Source organism: Sphingorhabdus contaminans (genome assembly GCF_007280415.1).
Lineage (GTDB): Bacteria > Pseudomonadota > Alphaproteobacteria > Sphingomonadales > Sphingomonadaceae > Sphingorhabdus_B > Sphingorhabdus_B contaminans.
This window is the reverse complement of the sequence record NZ_VKKU01000002.1, coordinates 1,242,765-1,258,818: the sequence shown is the minus strand read 5'-3', so window position 1 is coordinate 1,258,818 and position 16,054 is coordinate 1,242,765. Positions and strand designations below refer to the sequence as shown.

At 56.1% G+C, this 16,054-nt stretch carries 13 protein-coding genes; 3 read left to right on the top strand and 10 right to left on the bottom strand.

Annotated elements, in window-relative coordinates:
* Window positions 1–10: 10 nt before the first annotated feature.
* The 6 genes from FOM92_RS14320 to FOM92_RS14295 form a co-directional block, all read right to left on the bottom strand.
* A complete protein-coding gene (locus FOM92_RS14320) occupies window positions 11–523 on the bottom strand; it encodes a type III secretion system chaperone family protein (RefSeq protein WP_143777494.1) in 513 nt (170 codons plus the stop codon).
* 109 nt (window positions 524–632) lie between these two features.
* On the bottom strand, window positions 633–950 hold the full coding sequence (locus FOM92_RS14315) for an accessory factor UbiK family protein (RefSeq protein WP_143777493.1): 318 nt from the start codon (window positions 948–950) through the stop codon (window positions 633–635).
* Between the two features lie 41 nt (window positions 951–991).
* Window positions 992–1,552, bottom strand: coding sequence for a TspO/MBR family protein (locus FOM92_RS14310; RefSeq protein WP_143777492.1), 561 nt, complete (start codon window positions 1,550–1,552; stop codon window positions 992–994).
* A gap of 146 nt (window positions 1,553–1,698) precedes the next feature.
* Window positions 1,699–1,998 carry a hypothetical protein gene (locus FOM92_RS14305; protein WP_143777491.1) on the bottom strand — a complete coding sequence of 100 codons (300 nt, stop codon included), beginning with the start codon at window positions 1,996–1,998 and terminating at the stop codon, window positions 1,699–1,701.
* An 11-nt stretch (window positions 1,999–2,009) separates the two neighbouring features.
* The gene (locus FOM92_RS14300) at window positions 2,010–4,889 is read right to left on the bottom strand and encodes a M16 family metallopeptidase (RefSeq protein ID WP_143777490.1); all 2,880 of its coding nucleotides are present in this window, start codon (window positions 4,887–4,889) and stop codon (window positions 2,010–2,012) included.
* Window positions 4,890–4,981: 92 nt separating this feature from the next.
* Window positions 4,982–7,093, bottom strand: a complete 2,112-nt coding sequence (locus tag FOM92_RS14295; RefSeq protein ID WP_143777489.1) for a penicillin acylase family protein — start codon at window positions 7,091–7,093, stop codon at window positions 4,982–4,984.
* A gap of 93 nt (window positions 7,094–7,186) precedes the next feature.
* Here FOM92_RS14295 and FOM92_RS14290 point away from each other — a divergent pair, with 93 nt between their 5' ends.
* Complete coding sequence (locus FOM92_RS14290) at window positions 7,187–8,755, top strand: leucyl aminopeptidase (protein ID WP_143777488.1); 1,569 nt, start codon at window positions 7,187–7,189, stop codon at window positions 8,753–8,755.
* 103 nt (window positions 8,756–8,858) lie between these two features.
* On the top strand, window positions 8,859–11,435 hold the full coding sequence (gene clpB, locus FOM92_RS14285; protein WP_143777487.1) for an ATP-dependent chaperone ClpB: 2,577 nt from the start codon (window positions 8,859–8,861) through the stop codon (window positions 11,433–11,435).
* A gap of 20 nt (window positions 11,436–11,455) precedes the next feature.
* Here the strand turns inward: clpB and FOM92_RS14280 are convergent, their stop codons facing one another.
* The 3 genes from FOM92_RS14280 to FOM92_RS14270 form a co-directional block, all read right to left on the bottom strand.
* The gene (locus tag FOM92_RS14280; RefSeq protein WP_143777486.1) at window positions 11,456–11,767 is read right to left on the bottom strand and encodes a hypothetical protein; all 312 of its coding nucleotides are present in this window, start codon (window positions 11,765–11,767) and stop codon (window positions 11,456–11,458) included.
* Window positions 11,768–11,769: 2 nt separating this feature from the next.
* A complete protein-coding gene (locus tag FOM92_RS14275) occupies window positions 11,770–12,051 on the bottom strand; it encodes a hypothetical protein (protein ID WP_143777485.1) in 282 nt (93 codons plus the stop codon).
* 95 nt (window positions 12,052–12,146) lie between these two features.
* Complete coding sequence (locus FOM92_RS14270; protein WP_246087311.1) at window positions 12,147–13,382, bottom strand: aspartyl/asparaginyl beta-hydroxylase domain-containing protein; 1,236 nt, start codon at window positions 13,380–13,382, stop codon at window positions 12,147–12,149.
* Between FOM92_RS14270 and FOM92_RS14265 the strand changes: the two genes are divergently transcribed.
* Window positions 13,381–14,397 (top strand): hypothetical protein, encoded by a 1,017-nt coding sequence (locus tag FOM92_RS14265; RefSeq protein ID WP_143777484.1) that lies wholly within the window; start codon window positions 13,381–13,383, stop codon window positions 14,395–14,397. The two genes, FOM92_RS14270 and FOM92_RS14265, sit on opposite strands and share 2 nt — an antisense overlap.
* On the opposite strand, the gene FOM92_RS14260 is transcribed toward FOM92_RS14265, so the two are convergent.
* Window positions 14,394–16,046, bottom strand: a complete 1,653-nt coding sequence (locus FOM92_RS14260) for a tetratricopeptide repeat-containing sulfotransferase family protein (RefSeq protein ID WP_143777483.1) — start codon at window positions 16,044–16,046, stop codon at window positions 14,394–14,396. The genes FOM92_RS14265 and FOM92_RS14260 overlap by 4 nt on opposite strands.
* Window positions 16,047–16,054 lie beyond the last annotated feature (8 nt).

Here is a 16,054-nt window from a genome sequence, read left to right as displayed (position 1 = left end):
TAGAAGCGCCTTACGCCTCGCCGTGGGTTTCGATCAGTGCGCTTGTTATTGCTTCTTCCGGGGTTTTATCGCCCCAGATGATGAACTGAAACACAGGGTAAAAACGTTCACATTCATCAATGGCGACGTCGATGATCGTTTGGGCATGATCGACGCCCAGCAACCCGTTGGATGGCATCAAACTGCCATGCCGGAAAAGCAATATGCCGTTGGCCGACCACATATCAAAATGCCCGAGCCACAATTGTTCGTTGATTAGACCAAGCGCCTTGTAAATGGCGTCTCGCTTGTCGCTTGGCACGGTAACATCGGGTAACAGGATAAGCTGCAGGGCATTATCCTCTTCCCGCCAGATGGCGCGGATCTGATAGCTGGTCCAACTGCCTTTATATTCGGCAGTGATTTCGTCTTCGCCATCCAGTTCGTAGGACCAGCCGCGCGCCTCGAACAACGCGGCGAGCATGTCTACAGGAGCGGATTCATCCCGTTCAAACTGCTCATATTGTTCGTCTGCATCGTGCATGCTTTACGCGCCCATCATTATACTGTGATTCTGCCTTGCCGCAGACTCGCGCGCAAGGGGCTTGCGCCGAGTATCCGCACAAGTCTGTGGGCCGGTTGTGGAAAAGTTTTTACTTTTTGGCTGCAGGCTTCTTCGGCGTAGCCTTGGCTTTTGGTGCCGACTTTGCTGCTGGAGCAGCCTTAGCGCCCAAAAGAGCTTCCAAAGCAGCAACGCGTTTACCCAAGGCCTCTGCTTCACTGCGGGCGTTGGCGGCCAGCGCTTTAACCGCATCAAATTCTTCACGGGACACAAGGTCCAGGCCACCGGCCCATTCGCGTGCGCGTTCGCGCATGCTGGCTTCGGCCTCCCGGCCCATTCCGGCAACCGTTCCGGCGACGCCGTTCAGAACCTTTGCCAGATCGTCAAAAATACGCTTTTCGCTTTGCATCTCGTTCACTCCATTTCCGCCAATGTCCCCGGGGGTGGGTATTAGCGTCGTGACCCTATTTGGGAACTCGCGGCCGGAACGTAAAGGCTTTCTGCATCGGGATTCAACTGATCGATCTTATAATTCAGAATTGCCGCAAAGCTGATCCAGACCAGATAGGGGACCATCAGCCAGGCCGCGGCCTTGCGCACACGTCCGAATGCGACCGTTGTCGCGATAGCAACAACCAGCATTGCCAGAATGATGTAAAAAGCAGTCGTCACTTTGTGCTGGCCAAAAAACACCGGTGACCATGTCAGATTGATCAGAAATTGCACAAGGAACAGGCCGATCGCGATACCTCTGCCCCGGGCACCGCGCGCGTGCAGCACCATTGCGAAAGCGAGCCCCATAAGAAAATAGAGCGTGGGCCAGACCACACCGAAAACCCAGCTTGGCGGCTGGATATCGGGCTTTATCAAGGTCTGGTACCAGCTGTTTTCACCGGTCGATCCGGATATCGTGCCTGAAAGAAATCCAAGAAACATGATGACCGGGATCACAAATAGCGCCCAGCGCAAAAGCGACATGCGCAACTGCGAAGCAGATGCAAGCTGGTTCATGGGAGTCTCCAGACTTATCCGGCGATTCGGGCGAACACCGTTCGACCAATTCCTTAGCATCCCGGACAAATAGAACAAGGCCGCCTGCCCTTGGGGGAAGACGGCCTGTTGTTCCAATATGAAGCGCGGCGTCTGCCGCGCACTATTTACTTGCGTGTTCCGGTCAGGCCCATCGAACCGAATGCACCAGCCTTCACCTCACCGGAAATGGCATCGCCATCTACTGTTGCGGTGCAGTCAAGCTTCATGGGCATCGGGACAGTCATGTCCATTGACCAGCTGATCGTATTCCCGTCAACGGTGCCGCTCGGAATATCCATCGAACCAAGGCCACCGGCCATTTTGCCCGAAAAGCTGCCGCCATCGCTGTTGACGGTCAAAACAGCTTTCTGGTCGCCCATCGGGCTTTTGATTGTTACGTCCCAATCGCCATCAACTGATGCCATAATCCTGCTCCTTATTTAGCGTTGTTGCTTGCACTTGTGTTAGCAGCTTCGCCGACCATTTCAATTGGCAAACCGAGTGCTTCAAGTTGTGGCTTCACTTTTGCCGCATCGCCTACCACCAACCAGGTGATTTTCGCCGGATCGATCTTGGCACGCATTTCGTTGTTCAACGCCTCTGCCGTCAGAGCAGTGTATTTGGCGGCGATTGTCTCGGCATAGTCGAACGGACGCTTGTTCAACCGATCCGCCTGCATCTGGCCAAGGACAGCCGCGGACTGTTCGTAGCTGCCCGGTAGTTCGAGGACATTACCCTTGATGGTTTTGTCCAGTTCGTCAGGCGTCACAGGCTTGGGCCCGTTGAAATCCTTTAGCTGATCCATCAACACCTTGATCGACGGGCCGGTCTGGTTGGTTTGCACCGGCGCGAACATGTAGAACGGCACCCGATCTTCTGCGCCGTTGACTTGTGAACGGACTCCATATGACCAGCCCTTTGTTTCGCGCAGATCCATGTTGATGCGGGACAGGAAATCGCCGCCGAAAATTTCGTTGGCAGCGCGCAATGTCAAAAGGTCATCCGACCCTTTGGCATCCAGTACCTTGCCGGCCATCACCAGGGATTGCGGCGAATTGGGACGGTCGACGAGAAGGATTTTCGCCTGTGCCGCTGGGACCGCCGCGGTGAAGTTTTTCGCCGGTGCAGCCGATGCTGCCGGCGTCCAATCGCCAAAACGTTTTTCCAGAAGCGGCTTGATTTCCTTCAGGCTGGTATCGCCCACCACAAAAATCTCCGCCTTTGCGGGGTGGATCCAACTTTGATGGAATGCCGACACGTCCGCCTTGGTGATTTTGGCAACGGTATCGGGATAGCCGCTACCGGTTTGCGGGCCACCATAAGGATGTCCCTTGCCATAGATCAGGGGCGGCAGGGTGCGGATAGCTATCCCCTGCGGCTGATTGTTCTCCGCCTTGATGCGTGTCTGCTGCTGCACCCGGACACGCTCGAGCTCCTTTTCGTCAAAGGCCGGATTTTTGATCACATCCGCCAACAGGTCGAGCGACGGTGCCAGATTGGGCTTAACCGCCCGCAGGCTGGCAACGGTGCGATCAAGCGATGAATTGACATTTACATCCGCGCCGAGCTTTTCCTCCGTTTCCGCGATCTGCGTGGAGGTCAGCGTTTTAGTCCCTTCCAGCAGCATAGTCGACATCATCGACGCGATTCCGCGCTTGTCGACCGGATCGGCCGAATATCCCGCGTTAAAGCTCACCGCGACGCGCACGGTGGGCACAGCGGCACGGCGGGCGAAAAAGACCTTGATGCCGTTCTTTAGCGTTGTTTCTTCTACTGTCGGGAAATCGAGTGCGGGCGTTCCGGTTGGCTCGGGAAATTTACTCCGGTCCTGGAAACTGGTGCCCACTGTCCCTGCGAGATCATCACTTCCCGGAGGCGCATAAAATGCAGGTGCCGTCAAAGTGCCGGTGCGCATGCCCGACCCGGCTGCAACTTCCTGATAAGCCTCGCGCTCACCGGGTTCGACACGAATTTCGAGGACCGGACGGGTAAGCCATTTTTGCATGGCCGCCTTCACGGTTTCCGGCTTCGTCGCGGCCAGACGCTGCAATTCTTTTTTGTAGAAATTGGAATCGCCAACATAAAGCTGGCCTTCGGCGAGAGCTACCGCCTTGCCGCCGAAACCGCCAACTTGTTCGAGCCCATCAATCTGTTGGGCAATGGTGCTGGTCGCAACACGCTGCACCTCTTCGGCGGTCGGGCCTTTCGCAATGAATTCGGCCAGGATCTCGTCCAGCCGCTTGGCAACCGCATCGGCATCTCCGCCAGGCTTCACATCAACCTGAACGTTCACGAGACTGCCATGTACAAATGGCAGCATATAAGCAGCGACGGAAACCGCACTCTGTTCCTGCCGGACCAGAATATTGTCCAGCCGCGAGCTTGAGAGGCCGCCCAATGCCGACATTGCGACATAAAGAGCATTCGCGTCCGGATCGGCGAGACCCGGGACAACCCAGTTGCGGTAAATGCGTGTTGAGGGAATCTTGTCCTTCATCGTAATCTTGATGGGCTTTTCAAGAGTAGGGATCGGGGCATTCACCGGGGGAACATCTTTGCCACGCTTGATGCTGCCGAACCATTTCTCAACCAGCGGCTTTGCCTGCGCCGCATTGATGTCGCCTGCAAGAACAAGCACCGCATTGTTCGGGCCATAATGGTCTGTGAACCACAGCTTCATGTCATCCAGCGACGCGGCCGCCAGATCTTCGAGGCTGCCAATGGTGTCGTGATGATAAGGGTGGCCGACCGGGAATAGTGTTTCGGAACGCTTATAATCGACAAGTCCAAAAGGCTGGTTATCCCCCTGCCGCTTTTCATTGGAAACAACGCCGATCTGGTTATCTAGCTTTTCTTTGGTCAGGCCATTCAGCAGATAGCCCATCCGGTCGCTTTCCAGAAACAGGGCCGATTCCAGCGCGGTCGTTGGAACTGTCTGGAAATAGTTGGTCCGATCCAGCCAGGTCGTTCCATTCAGATCAGTCGCGCCAATCTTCTTGGTATATTCGAAATAATCACCGGGTGCGTTTTCGCTGCCGTTGAACATGATATGTTCGAACAAATGGGCATAACCTGTCTTACCCTTCGGCTCGTTCTTCGAACCCACGCCGTACCAGATAGACACGGCGACAACAGGCGCCTTGCGATCTTCATGCACCAGCACGGTCAAACCGTTGGGAAGGGTGAATTTCTCATGCGGAATATTCACCGCCTCGACCAGTTTGGAAACAGGGGCGGGCTCCTGTGCCAATGCGGGTGCAGCTGAAACAAGTGCACTTCCGGACAACATGAGCGCGAGTGTGACGTTACGAACCATTATATGCTCCCAAGGCTTTAAAATTGTGCCGAAAGATAGCGTCGGCGCGGCCAAACACAATGTTACCGGCCCAATATTTCGACAAACGGCATTTAGGGGCGATAACGGCGTTTCGATGCCTTGACCGCGTCGGCCCATTCAAAATGCACAGGCTTATATTTCCCCGCCACGAAAAGCTTCATCTGATCGGTATAGTGAAGCGATTCCGGTCTTGTGGTTGCTGCACCATAAGGCTGGATGGACTCGGAATTAACCGTACCAGCCTTGTCCCAGCGGATGAGCATGATGAAGCTGTCACCGTGCCGGACACGCATTTTCTTGTCCGCCTGCTCGGCATCCCACATGGTTGTGGCACGCAATGTATCGGTGCCACCTAACATGGGCATGTCTACCTTGCCACGCCGCAAACGCTGGACCTCTGCCAGTGGCGGGTCCATACGCCCATAACGATCCTTGAATTCGTCAACCGCTTCACGAAGGGTTTTACGCGGATCGGGCATGGTTTCACCGCGCCAGTTCCGCCGTGCGCCCAACCGGATAACCCGCTCTGCAAGCGCGTCTGCCGCGCCGTTTCCATCGCTTGTCCAGTCCCATGTCGCCAAAAGCTTTTGCGCTTCCAGCAGGTCGGGATCGTCTTTCACATCCAATGCGGCAAAAGATTCCATCCAAGCACCGACCCAGCTTTTCTTGCTATATGCCTTGTCCATCTTGATGGCCAACAGCTCTTCGGGGGTTATCGAACTGTCGGCGGCAAGTAATTCGGTCGCCCGCAGTCCGCGGTTCGTCATCCCCAATTCGATGCCGAGATAGGGTGAATAGTCGGACGGCTTCATTTCCGACCCCGGTCCTGCTGCCAGGAACGGGTTATTGTTGGCATTCTGGACAAAGCCCGAAGCCGGATCCACGATCTTGGGATAACGGTCGAACCCGACGGGCCCATTCCACAATGCCGCCGATGTATCGCCAGGCAGTTCCCGCGTGTAATCGAAACCGGGTTTCCGGTCGGGAAATAATGCGTTGTAGATATATGCAACGCGGCCGGACTTGTCGGCATAGATGAAATTGGTTGCAGGAATTCCGCCGATTGCCATCGACTTGGCCCATTCGTCCCAATTCTTCGCCTTGGTGTTGCGATAATATTGCTCAACCAATTTCACATTGTCGATACCGGCATAGCGGATAGCGAATGCCCCACGCTTGTTCTTGATGACCGGTCCATGGACCGACCGGTAAATTGTCTGCGGTACCGGCAGGGTAAAGGGACCAAATTTTACCGGCAACCAGACCCGCTTCGTTTCAAGAACCAGCCACTTGCCATCAAAGCGGTATTTGTCCCCTGCTTCGTTCAGCACCAGCTTGTACACGTCGATCAGATCGGGCCGGTTCACCGTGTTGGTCCAGCCAAGATTGCGGTTATGACCGAGCAACACAAAAGGCGACCCCGGGAACAATGCACCCGCCATGTCGAGCCCTTCGCCCGAATGCGTGACAGCTTCATACCATGCAACCTGGCCCTCATAGGGTTGGTGCGAATTGGAAATCAGCCACGTCTTGCCGTCCGCCATACGTTTCGGCGCAATGGCAAAGGCGTTGGAGCCGTTCATTTCCGGATCCCGTCCTATCGGGGTCATTCGCGCCGCGCTTTCCTTGGGCTGAGGTTTCCCTTCCGCCAGCGCGCCGATGGTGCTGTCGAGACCATAGAAAAAGGGCGCCCGCAGAACAAATCCTGTGACAATATCCTTACCGGTTACCGGAAACAGTTTCGAAAGACGTACTTCTTGCGGATGTTTGTCGGCATAATGGTTCAGGCCTGCGGCATAGGCTTCGGCTACGGCGCGTACCTGCGGTGATAATTCGAGATAACGGCGATCGGCCGTTTCACGGGCGCCCAGCAGATGGAAAACAAAATCAACTTTGGCACCATCCGAGCCAGCGATAGCGCCATAGCGCCCCCGTGTCATGGCGACGACCTCTTCAATGGTTGCAAAGTCATCCTCTGCATGGGCATAGGCAAGACCATAGGCGGCGTCGGCATCTGTTTTGCCGTTAACATGCGGGACGCCGAACGAATCACGTGCGATTTCAACATCATATTTGCGAGACGCAGGGGCGGTATATTCTGTTGCAACCAGCGGTTCCCAGACCAGACCTGCAACCGCAATTACCCCTACCAGCGCCAGCAGCGCCCACAAAAATTTCCGCATTCCACTCTCCCGTGCGATGTGACCTTGTATCATCGGTCCGTTCGCTTAATAGAGGGAGGCATAACCAAGTTTGAAGGAAAGGAAAGTCCCCCCATGCGCCGCCCCCTTATCGCCCTCGCCCTTGCCACTGCGATTGTTTCGCCTGCCCTCGCCCAGAATGTGGGTGCGGGTTCCGGAATTGCGCCTGCAACAGTTGCCAACTCGGCGGGCCGTCCGATCGGGTTTTCAGGAACAGTTCCGACGAACGGCGTTCTGGTTATTCCGATGCGCAATGCGTCCTTACCGGCAAATACGGTCGATGTCGCAACGGCGAAGATGATCGACGCGGCCATCGCGGCGGCGAAATATGAAGGCAAGGCAGGAAGCACGCTCTCGTTACGGGGCATCGGCGGCTACGCCCGAATAGTGCTGACAGGCACGGGCGAGGAAGGCGACCGCGCAAATAATGTGCGTGATGCGGCAGGTAAAGCTGCACAGGAGTTAAAGGACGAGGCGCAGCCTGTCGCCCTTGCAGGAAATCTGACGCAAGACGAGGCAGCGGCGGCGGCACTTGGCTTTGCCTTGGGCCAATACCGTTTCGACCGGTACAAAACGGTCGACAAAAAAGCGCCACCTTCCCAACCCGTCACGGTGATCAGCGCTGAACCGGCTGCCGCTGAAGCCCTTTGGAAGTCGCGCCATGCCCATCTGGCCGAAGGCGTTGCCCTGGCACGGGATCTGGCCACCGAACCTGCAAATGTCATCTATCCGGAAACCTTTGTTGATCGTGTGCGCACTGCGTTTGGAACAACGGCCAATGTAAAGTTTGAAGTGCTGGATGAAGCCGCCATGCGCAAGCTGGGAATGGGCTCGCTTGTCGGCGTTGGCCAAGGCTCACGCCGCCCGTCGCGACTGCTGCTTGTCGAATATAATGGCGCAGGCACGCAAGCGCCATTGGCTCTCGTGGGCAAGGGCATCACTTTTGATTCCGGCGGGGTCTCGCTGAAGCCCGGCGCAGGGATGTGGGCGATGAAGGCCGACATGTCCGGCGCCGCCAACATCATGGGGGCTGTGCTTTCGCTTGCGAAATCAAAAGCCCCGGTCAACGTTATCGGCGTTGCCGCGTTGGCAGAAAATATGCCCGACGGGAATGCCACGCGTCCGGGTGACGTCGTTCGTACGATGAGCGGCAAGACAATCGAGATTTTGAACACCGATGCCGAAGGTCGTCTGGTGCTTGCTGACGCGAATGAATATGTTCTGACCACGCGGAAACCTGCCGGATTGGTCAACATGGCTACCTTAACCGGCGCAATTGTTGGCGCCCTCAGCGACGAATATGCGGGCCTGTTCAGCCGGGACGAAAAGCTGGCTGCAAGCTTGAGCAAAGCCGGAAGCGCCACAGGCGAAGAAATCTGGCGGATGCCGCTGCATAAAAATTATGTCGAGGACATGAAATCCGAGATTGCCGACATCAAAAATGTTGTCGAAGGCGGTGGTCCCGGTGCGGGATTGGGTGCCACCTTCATAGGCTTTTTTGTGAACAAGGAAACGCCTTGGGCGCATCTGGATATTGCTGGTGTGAACTGGTCCGACAAGGGCGGGCCCGTTAATCCCAAGGGTGCATCGGGTTGGGGCGTGCGTCTGCTCGACGAAATGGCGCGCAACTGGCGATCGGAATAAAATCGCCCGCGCATCTTGTGTGGCAAAAATGCAACATTACATCTTTGGTGAGCGCTTCCTAAATCAGTAGTGGGGAAGCAACTGACAAAGATGGATTGAGGGCATGAATCTCGAAAAATTTACCGACCGCGCCAAAGGCTTCCTGCAGAGCGCACAAACTGTAGCCATCCGCATGAGCCACCAGCGGATCAGTCCGGAGCATTTGCTCAAGGCGCTTCTGGAGGATGAGCAGGGCATGGCGTCCGGCCTCATCAAGGCGGCGGGCGGTGACGCCGCCACGGCGCTGCGTGAAACAGATGCGGCTTTGGCAAAAGTGCCTGCTGTGTCGGGCGGGGGCGCACAACAGACGCCGGGTCTGGATAATGATGCCGTTCGCGTGCTGGATTCTGCCGAACAGATTGCGCAGAAGGCTGGCGACAGTTTTGTAACCGTTGAACGCCTTCTGCTCGCACTGACGCTCGCGACTACGACCACGGCGGGCAAGGCGCTTGCAGCTGCAGGCGTAAATGCCGAAGGTCTGAACGGTGCCATCAATGAATTGCGCGGTGGTCGCACAGCCGACACCGCCGGGGCGGAAGACCGCTATGACGCGCTCAAGAAATTCGCACGCGACCTGACCGAGGTTGCCCGTGCAGGCAAGCTCGATCCTGTAATCGGCCGCGACGAAGAAATCCGTCGCACGATCCAGATCTTGGCCCGCCGTACCAAGAACAATCCTGTTCTGATCGGCGAACCCGGCGTTGGCAAAACGGCCATCGCCGAAGGACTGGCCCTGCGCATTGCCAATGGCGATGTTCCCGACAGTCTGAAACACCGCAAACTGCTCTCGCTCGATATGGGCTCGCTGATCGCCGGCGCAAAATATCGCGGCGAATTTGAGGAGCGGCTGAAAGGTGTGCTGGACGAGGTGAAGCAGGCAGAAGGCGACATCATTCTGTTCATCGACGAAATGCACACTCTGGTCGGGGCAGGCAAAGGCGAAGGTGCAATGGATGCCGCCAATCTGATCAAACCCGCCCTGGCGCGGGGCGAACTGCATTGCATTGGCGCCACCACTCTTGATGAATACCAAAAGCATGTCGAAAAAGACCCTGCGCTGCAGCGCCGGTTTCAACCGGTGTTTGTCGGCGAACCGACGGTTGAAGACACGATCTCGATACTGCGCGGGCTCAAGGAAAAATATGAACTGCACCATGGCGTAAGAATTACCGATGGCGCTCTTGTCAGTGCTGCGACCCTGTCGCACCGCTATATTTCCGATCGCTTTTTGCCCGACAAGGCAATCGACCTGATGGATGAGGCTGCATCCCGTTTGCGGATGGAGGTGGAATCCAAGCCCGAAGAAATCGAAAATCTCGATCGCCGGATCATGCAGTTGCAGATCGAGCGCGAGGCGCTGAAAAAGGAAAGCGACGACGCATCGAAAGACCGGCTGGCAGCGCTTGAAAACGAGCTAGCCAATCTGGAGCAGCAATCCACCGGATTAACGCAACGCTGGCAAGCGGAAAAAGAGAAGATTTCAGCCGAAGCCAAAATCAAGGAGCAGCTTGATGCCGCGCGCATCGAGCTGGAGCAGGCGCAGCGTGGCGGGGATCTCGCCAAAGCGGGCGAACTGCAATATGGCACCATTCCGGGCCTTGAAAAGCAGCTTGAAGAGGCAGAGGCAGCCGCAGGAAATGCCATGCTGCGCGAAGAAGTCACCTCGCAGGATATTGCCAGCGTCGTCAGCCGTTGGACGGGTATTCCTGTCGACAAAATGTTGGAAGGCGAGCGAGACAAGCTGCTCAAGATGGAAGAGATAATCGGAAGCCGGGTGATCGGTCAGAAGGACGCGGTCGAAGCTGTATCGAAAGCGGTGCGCCGCAGTCGTGCCGGCTTGCAGGACCCGAACCGTCCCTTGGGATCCTTCCTGTTCCTGGGGCCGACGGGTGTGGGCAAGACAGAATTGACCAAGGCCCTTGCCGGATTTTTATTTGATGACGACAATGCGATGGTTCGCATCGACATGTCAGAATTCATGGAAAAGCACAGTGTGTCGCGCCTGGTTGGCGCGCCTCCCGGCTATGTCGGTTATGAAGAAGGCGGCGTTTTGACCGAGGCCGTACGGCGTCGGCCTTATCAGGTGGTGCTGTTTGACGAGGTCGAAAAAGCCCATGGCGATGTATTCAACATCCTGTTGCAGGTGCTCGACGATGGCCGGCTGACCGATGGACAAGGACGCACTGTTGATTTTTCGAACACGCTCATCATTCTGACTTCAAATCTGGGCAGCCAGTATCTGGCAGGTCTTGAGGACGGCCAGGATGTGAAAGATGTTGAGCCCCAGGTTATGGAAATTGTCCGGAGCCACTTCCGGCCGGAGTTTCTAAACCGGTTGGACGAAATCATCCTGTTCCATCGTCTCGCCGCCGAACATATGGCGCCGATTGTCGATATACAGGTCAAACGGGTGCAGAAGCTGTTGAAGGATCGGAAAATCGAACTGGCCTTGACCGGGAAAGCCAAAGCCTGGTTGGGACGGGTCGGATATGATCCCGTCTATGGCGCGCGCCCGTTAAAGCGCGCAATCCAGCGTTATTTGCAAGACCCGCTTGCGGACAAGCTGTTACGCGGCGACATTCCGGACGGTGCAACCGTGACGGTGGATGAAGGCGACGGAGCGCTGGTGCTGACGGTCTAATTCGCGCTGGCGACATTCTATCAGGGCGGCGCATCCGGAGGTTCATATCCCCGGCATTCGCCGCCCGAACAGACATTCTCGCCGACAATTGCACGCGCAGCGTCATTTCCCGCCTGTTGCGCGCGCCGCCATTCCGCAAGGGTTTTGCAGACCTTGATTTTGCGGATTATCGAACCGACGGCCGCAAATTTCTTGCATTTAATCTGCTGGTCCGGATCTTCAGGAACAGAGACTGGCGGCGGCGCAACTTGCGCAGCGACAGGTGCTGAAGCGACAGAAAATGCCGCTATCCAGACGATTAAGGCAACGCGAAGCGTAGCCCCCTCAGCCATATTTAATTGCCGTTACCGCAGGCCCCGCCTGCACAGACATTGCCGCTTTCCGCGATAGCGCGTGCGGTACGGTTGCCATTGGACTGGATTTGCTTCCACTCGGCAATCGTCTTGCAAACCTTGCCCTTCTTGACCAGCGAACCCGTCACTTCAACTTTACGACAGCGAATAACCTGGTCCGGATCAGTCGCCGTGGTCGTGTTTTTGGCAGCTTCATTGTTGGCAAAAACCGGCGACACCGACAGTGACGTGGTAAAAGCAAGAGCAAAGAAAATGTGACGCATGAGAGATTCCTTGGGTGTAATTATTCTACAGGTGTATCATGCAAATAATGCGGTCGCAATCGCAGGAAGGCGTCGTTCGTCGAATGCAATCGGTATCAATTCGCTGGATTTAGGCCTGTCGCGTCCGCAGCGGTGTAATAGCGGATAATCAGTTCCTGTTCTGCAACCGTCAAATGCGGGTTCCAGACATCAAAAATGAGCACTGCACGCAGATCGTCGCTGTTGTTCCAGGCTTCATGCTCGATCGTGTCGTCAAAGGCAAAGGCCTCGCCCTCGCGCCATTCCCGCGTTTCGTCACCTACCCGAAATCCGCAACCCTCAGGCACGATCAAAGGCAAGTGGATGATTGCCCGTGTATTGGTAACACCGGTATGCGCAGGAATATGCGTATGCGGTTTGAGTAACGAGAAAAAAGCGCTGGGCGATCTTCCCGGAATATGTGCAGAGGGCAGCGCCGCCAAAGCGGCTGCGGTTTTTGGACAGCGATCAAGCACCGGCAGATTCGGCTTGCCATATTCCCATAAAAAGCAGGCACCCCAATCCAGCGAATGGTCCAGCGAAGACCATTTGTTGTCCGGGATCCCGCTATCCATACGCACATAGGGACGCAGGGCATCCCCCGGATCGGCGAGCAAGGATAATAACTCTTCCCGTATATCTGCGGTTGCGGCCTCTATGTCCGGCATCCATGTGAAATGACGCCGGTCAAAAAACTCGTCTGCTGGCAGAAAGGGATAGTAGAGCCCTTCACATTGGTTGAAAAAAGTACGCCGCCTTCCCAGTGCGAGATCCACAAAAGCGCCGCTTCTGCGCTTCTCGGTTTCGTCCATGGCATGTTGAACCGGCTGCAATTCGGCTTCCACCGCCGATGCAATCCGCGCCATCGAATTTGCGACAAATGTGCGGCCGACCGACAGGGCATTGTCCACTGCCGGCGGCACTTCCCCCATTTGCGCAGCCAGTTGCAGCGCGGCCTGCCATGCCTCCAAGGCTTTGGCGTCCTCAGATCGCCGCTGATGCAGCTCCGCTTTGCGCAACCAAGCCAAAAAGTCCAACCGGTCAACGCCTATCGCAGCTTCCAATGCCTGTAGTTCGCCGGCATCATTGCCTTGCGCCCGCCGGGCAGCCGCAACATTGCGCCATAAGGCACTCGCAGCCGAGTCGTGGCTCACCGCCTCCACAAAAAGGCGCTCCGCCTCCGCAAAGCTTTGCGCACGCAGAGCCTGCATCCCTGCGCTATTCAGTCGGGCCGCTTCGGCCGGCGGTGTTTTCTGGTCCATCGTTGTCCACTTGCCATTTACAGGGACAAACGGCAAGGTCCCGAGCATCATGGCAATCAACGCGTTAGAACCGATATTGGCCAATGGCGAATGGCTCGCACATCGTTTTGATGCTGAAGCCGACGCCTATCAACTGCGCCATCTGACGCGCGAAGTGCAGGACTCAGCGACATTTCTGACGGATGACTATTTAGGCACAGAACCCAATCCGGTTGTGATCCCACGACATGATGCAATGCAGGTTGTATCCAAAAGCAATAGTCTGCACTTCATCGTCCATTCGGCATTTTGTGCGTCTACGCTTTTGGCCAAGGGATTTAACCTTCCCGGGTTGTCCATGGGTTTGAAGGAGCCTGTCCTTCTCAACGATATTGTTGGTTATCGCCGACGTGGAGCGCCTCCTTCCGCCGTCGCCGAACGTTTGGATCATGCCCTGCATATGCTGGCCCGCCCAATCGGCAGCGATCGCACAATCATCGTCAAACCATCCAATGTGTTCAACGCTTTGATGCCCGTGACCCTTGCAATGCGTCCGGCGAGCAATGCCGTTTTGCTTTATGCGCCCCTTCCGGTCTTCCTTGTTTCCGTTGCCCGCAAAGGCCTTTGGTGCCGCCTGTGGTGTCGCGAGTTGCTGGAAGGGTTATTGAAGGACGGCTTGGTCGACATGGGCTTTGAACCTGCCGATTATTTCCGGCAGTCCGATTTGCAAGTGGCCGCCGTTGGCTGGCTTGCGCAACACCGCCTGTTCCGGCAGCTCGCGGATCAATACGGACCAACCCGCATAGCGACGCTGGATAGTGAACGATTAACCGCAGATCCCTATTCGGCCCTATCAGCCGCGGCACGCCATTTTGGTATGCAGGTGGATGAAGCCGATATCGCAAACCACCGTGCATTCGGAACACACAGTAAATTCGGCGGGTCGTTTAACACCGAAGATCGCCAAGCCGAGCATGCCGCCGCGCGTGTGGCATATGGGGACGAAATCGATACCATATTAAAATGGGCAGAGCAGGTTGCAGGCACTGCAGGGATTGACCTTAATCTGCCCTACCCGTTGGTTTAGTTTTCATATCCAAATTTAACGAGCCACGGCTGCAAAATGGGCATTACGGGCTCCAGATAACGGGCATAGGGTTCCCATTGCCGCGTTCCATCATATAGACCGCGATTGACTTGCGCCACACTGGCCGTGCTCACCCCGCGGCGGGTTGCGGTGCGATCAAATTCCCGCACCGCCTCGGTCCATTTAAGTCCGGCAAATGCGCACATTCTTTGTGTTTCAGCATCAAAATCCTGCACCAATTTGTGATATTGGACATAATGAACACGCAGTGGGAGGCGTTGCACCGCCAATTCGGTAAGGCGCATGAGCGCATCATAATGCAGCGCCGTCCTTTCAAGACTGGTATATTCAAGCGTTCCGCTACTCATGGCAAAATTGGTGCGGAAACAACTCCAGACCACATCGCGCGGATCACGCCGCATGACCAGAATGCGCGCCTCCGGAAACAGCCGCGCGATGAAGAGCAATCGCGTTGCTTTCAGTGGATCCATGTCGACAAAACAGGGCGAAGCGGCTGGAACAGCAGAGGCAACAACTTTGTCCCAATAAGCCTTTCGGTAACGCGCCAACTCATCAGCATCCAGTTCGGAAAAGCGCTTCAGACCTTCTGCGATTTGTATGGCGTTGCCCGCAATGAATTCGATATCGGCGTCGTAAAGTGTCGGACGCTCTTCAAGCGCTGCAACGCCAGGTATCGAAGCTAGAATATTTTCAACCAATGTTGTGCCAGACCGCGGGTAGCCGATAAGAAATATATGACGTCGGGCCGCATGGGAGGGCTGGTCATCATGCGTTTTCAGCCATGCATCTTTGGGAAGTGAATCAAGACCGGTAAGCAGTGCTTCGACAAATGCCCGATTGTCCAAATTACCTGAACTTCGATGCTCGTGGATAGCTGCGAAATCGGCGTTGGACGCGGAGAAATGCCGGAACGCTCCATCATGATCCGATTGCCGATGGCACACATCGCCCATTTGCGAATGCGCAAAACTTCGTTCCAGACTTGGGTAACTCAACCGAGGGAGCAGTTGTTCTAACAATTGCCGGGCTTTTTCCGGCGCACCGGAACGTAATTCTGCACCCGCCAGGGCATTGGTGGCAACCGCATGGGTGGGGTCGATTGCCAATGCACGATTGGCGTGCTCGCGCGCCTGATCAGCGTCCCCTTCTCGCGCTGCCAGCGAAGCAAGGCCGGCATGCGCTGCGGGATTTTGCGGAGCCAGTTGCGCCGCTCTCGCAAAGCTTTCCCGGGCAATTTCACTGGATCCGCCGACCGCCAGAATTGCACCGCGTTCCAGCCAGGCATCGGCATATTCGGGGTAGAGGCGAATGGCTTCATCACAGGCAAGCACCGCTTCGCGGTATCGGTCCTGATTGCGGTAGTGGATAGCAAGACTGGTAAGCGTCGATGGATTACCTGGTTCCAATGCAAGGGCGCGTTGGAACAAGGCGTCCGCCTTATCAAATTCACCCCGCGCCGAATGCACCAATGCAACAATTGCATGGTCATATGCATCACCTGTTCCGCGGGCCAGAGCCGTTTGGGAAAGTGCAGCAGCGGCCTCGAGTTCTGAGCTAATCACCGGAGGACTAGGCGCATCACGGGTCGGATTGTCAAGTAGATGTCCGGCAAAGGTAGGGGCGGGCATCGCTGCCC

Coding starts and splice junctions, on each gene's coding strand:
- FOM92_RS14290 (WP_143777488.1), top strand. CDS start 7,187: ATGCGCCGCCCCCTTATCGCCCTCGCCCTTGCCACTGCGATTGTTTCG.
- FOM92_RS14275 (WP_143777485.1), bottom strand. CDS start 12,051: ATGCGTCACATTTTCTTTGCTCTTGCTTTTACCACGTCACTGTCGGTG.
- FOM92_RS14320 (WP_143777494.1), bottom strand. CDS start 523: ATGCACGATGCAGACGAACAATATGAGCAGTTTGAACGGGATGAATCC.
- FOM92_RS14310 (WP_143777492.1), bottom strand. CDS start 1,552: ATGAACCAGCTTGCATCTGCTTCGCAGTTGCGCATGTCGCTTTTGCGC.
- FOM92_RS14265 (WP_143777484.1), top strand. CDS start 13,381: ATGGCAATCAACGCGTTAGAACCGATATTGGCCAATGGCGAATGGCTC.
- FOM92_RS14300 (WP_143777490.1), bottom strand. CDS start 4,889: ATGGTTCGTAACGTCACACTCGCGCTCATGTTGTCCGGAAGTGCACTT.
- FOM92_RS14270 (WP_246087311.1), bottom strand. CDS start 13,382: ATGATGCTCGGGACCTTGCCGTTTGTCCCTGTAAATGGCAAGTGGACA.
- clpB (WP_143777487.1), top strand. CDS start 8,859: ATGAATCTCGAAAAATTTACCGACCGCGCCAAAGGCTTCCTGCAGAGC.
- FOM92_RS14315 (WP_143777493.1), bottom strand. CDS start 950: ATGCAAAGCGAAAAGCGTATTTTTGACGATCTGGCAAAGGTTCTGAAC.
- FOM92_RS14305 (WP_143777491.1), bottom strand. CDS start 1,998: ATGGCATCAGTTGATGGCGATTGGGACGTAACAATCAAAAGCCCGATG.
- FOM92_RS14260 (WP_143777483.1), bottom strand. CDS start 16,046: ATGCCCGCCCCTACCTTTGCCGGACATCTACTTGACAATCCGACCCGT.
- FOM92_RS14280 (WP_143777486.1), bottom strand. CDS start 11,767: ATGGCTGAGGGGGCTACGCTTCGCGTTGCCTTAATCGTCTGGATAGCG.
- FOM92_RS14295 (WP_143777489.1), bottom strand. CDS start 7,093: ATGCGGAAATTTTTGTGGGCGCTGCTGGCGCTGGTAGGGGTAATTGCG.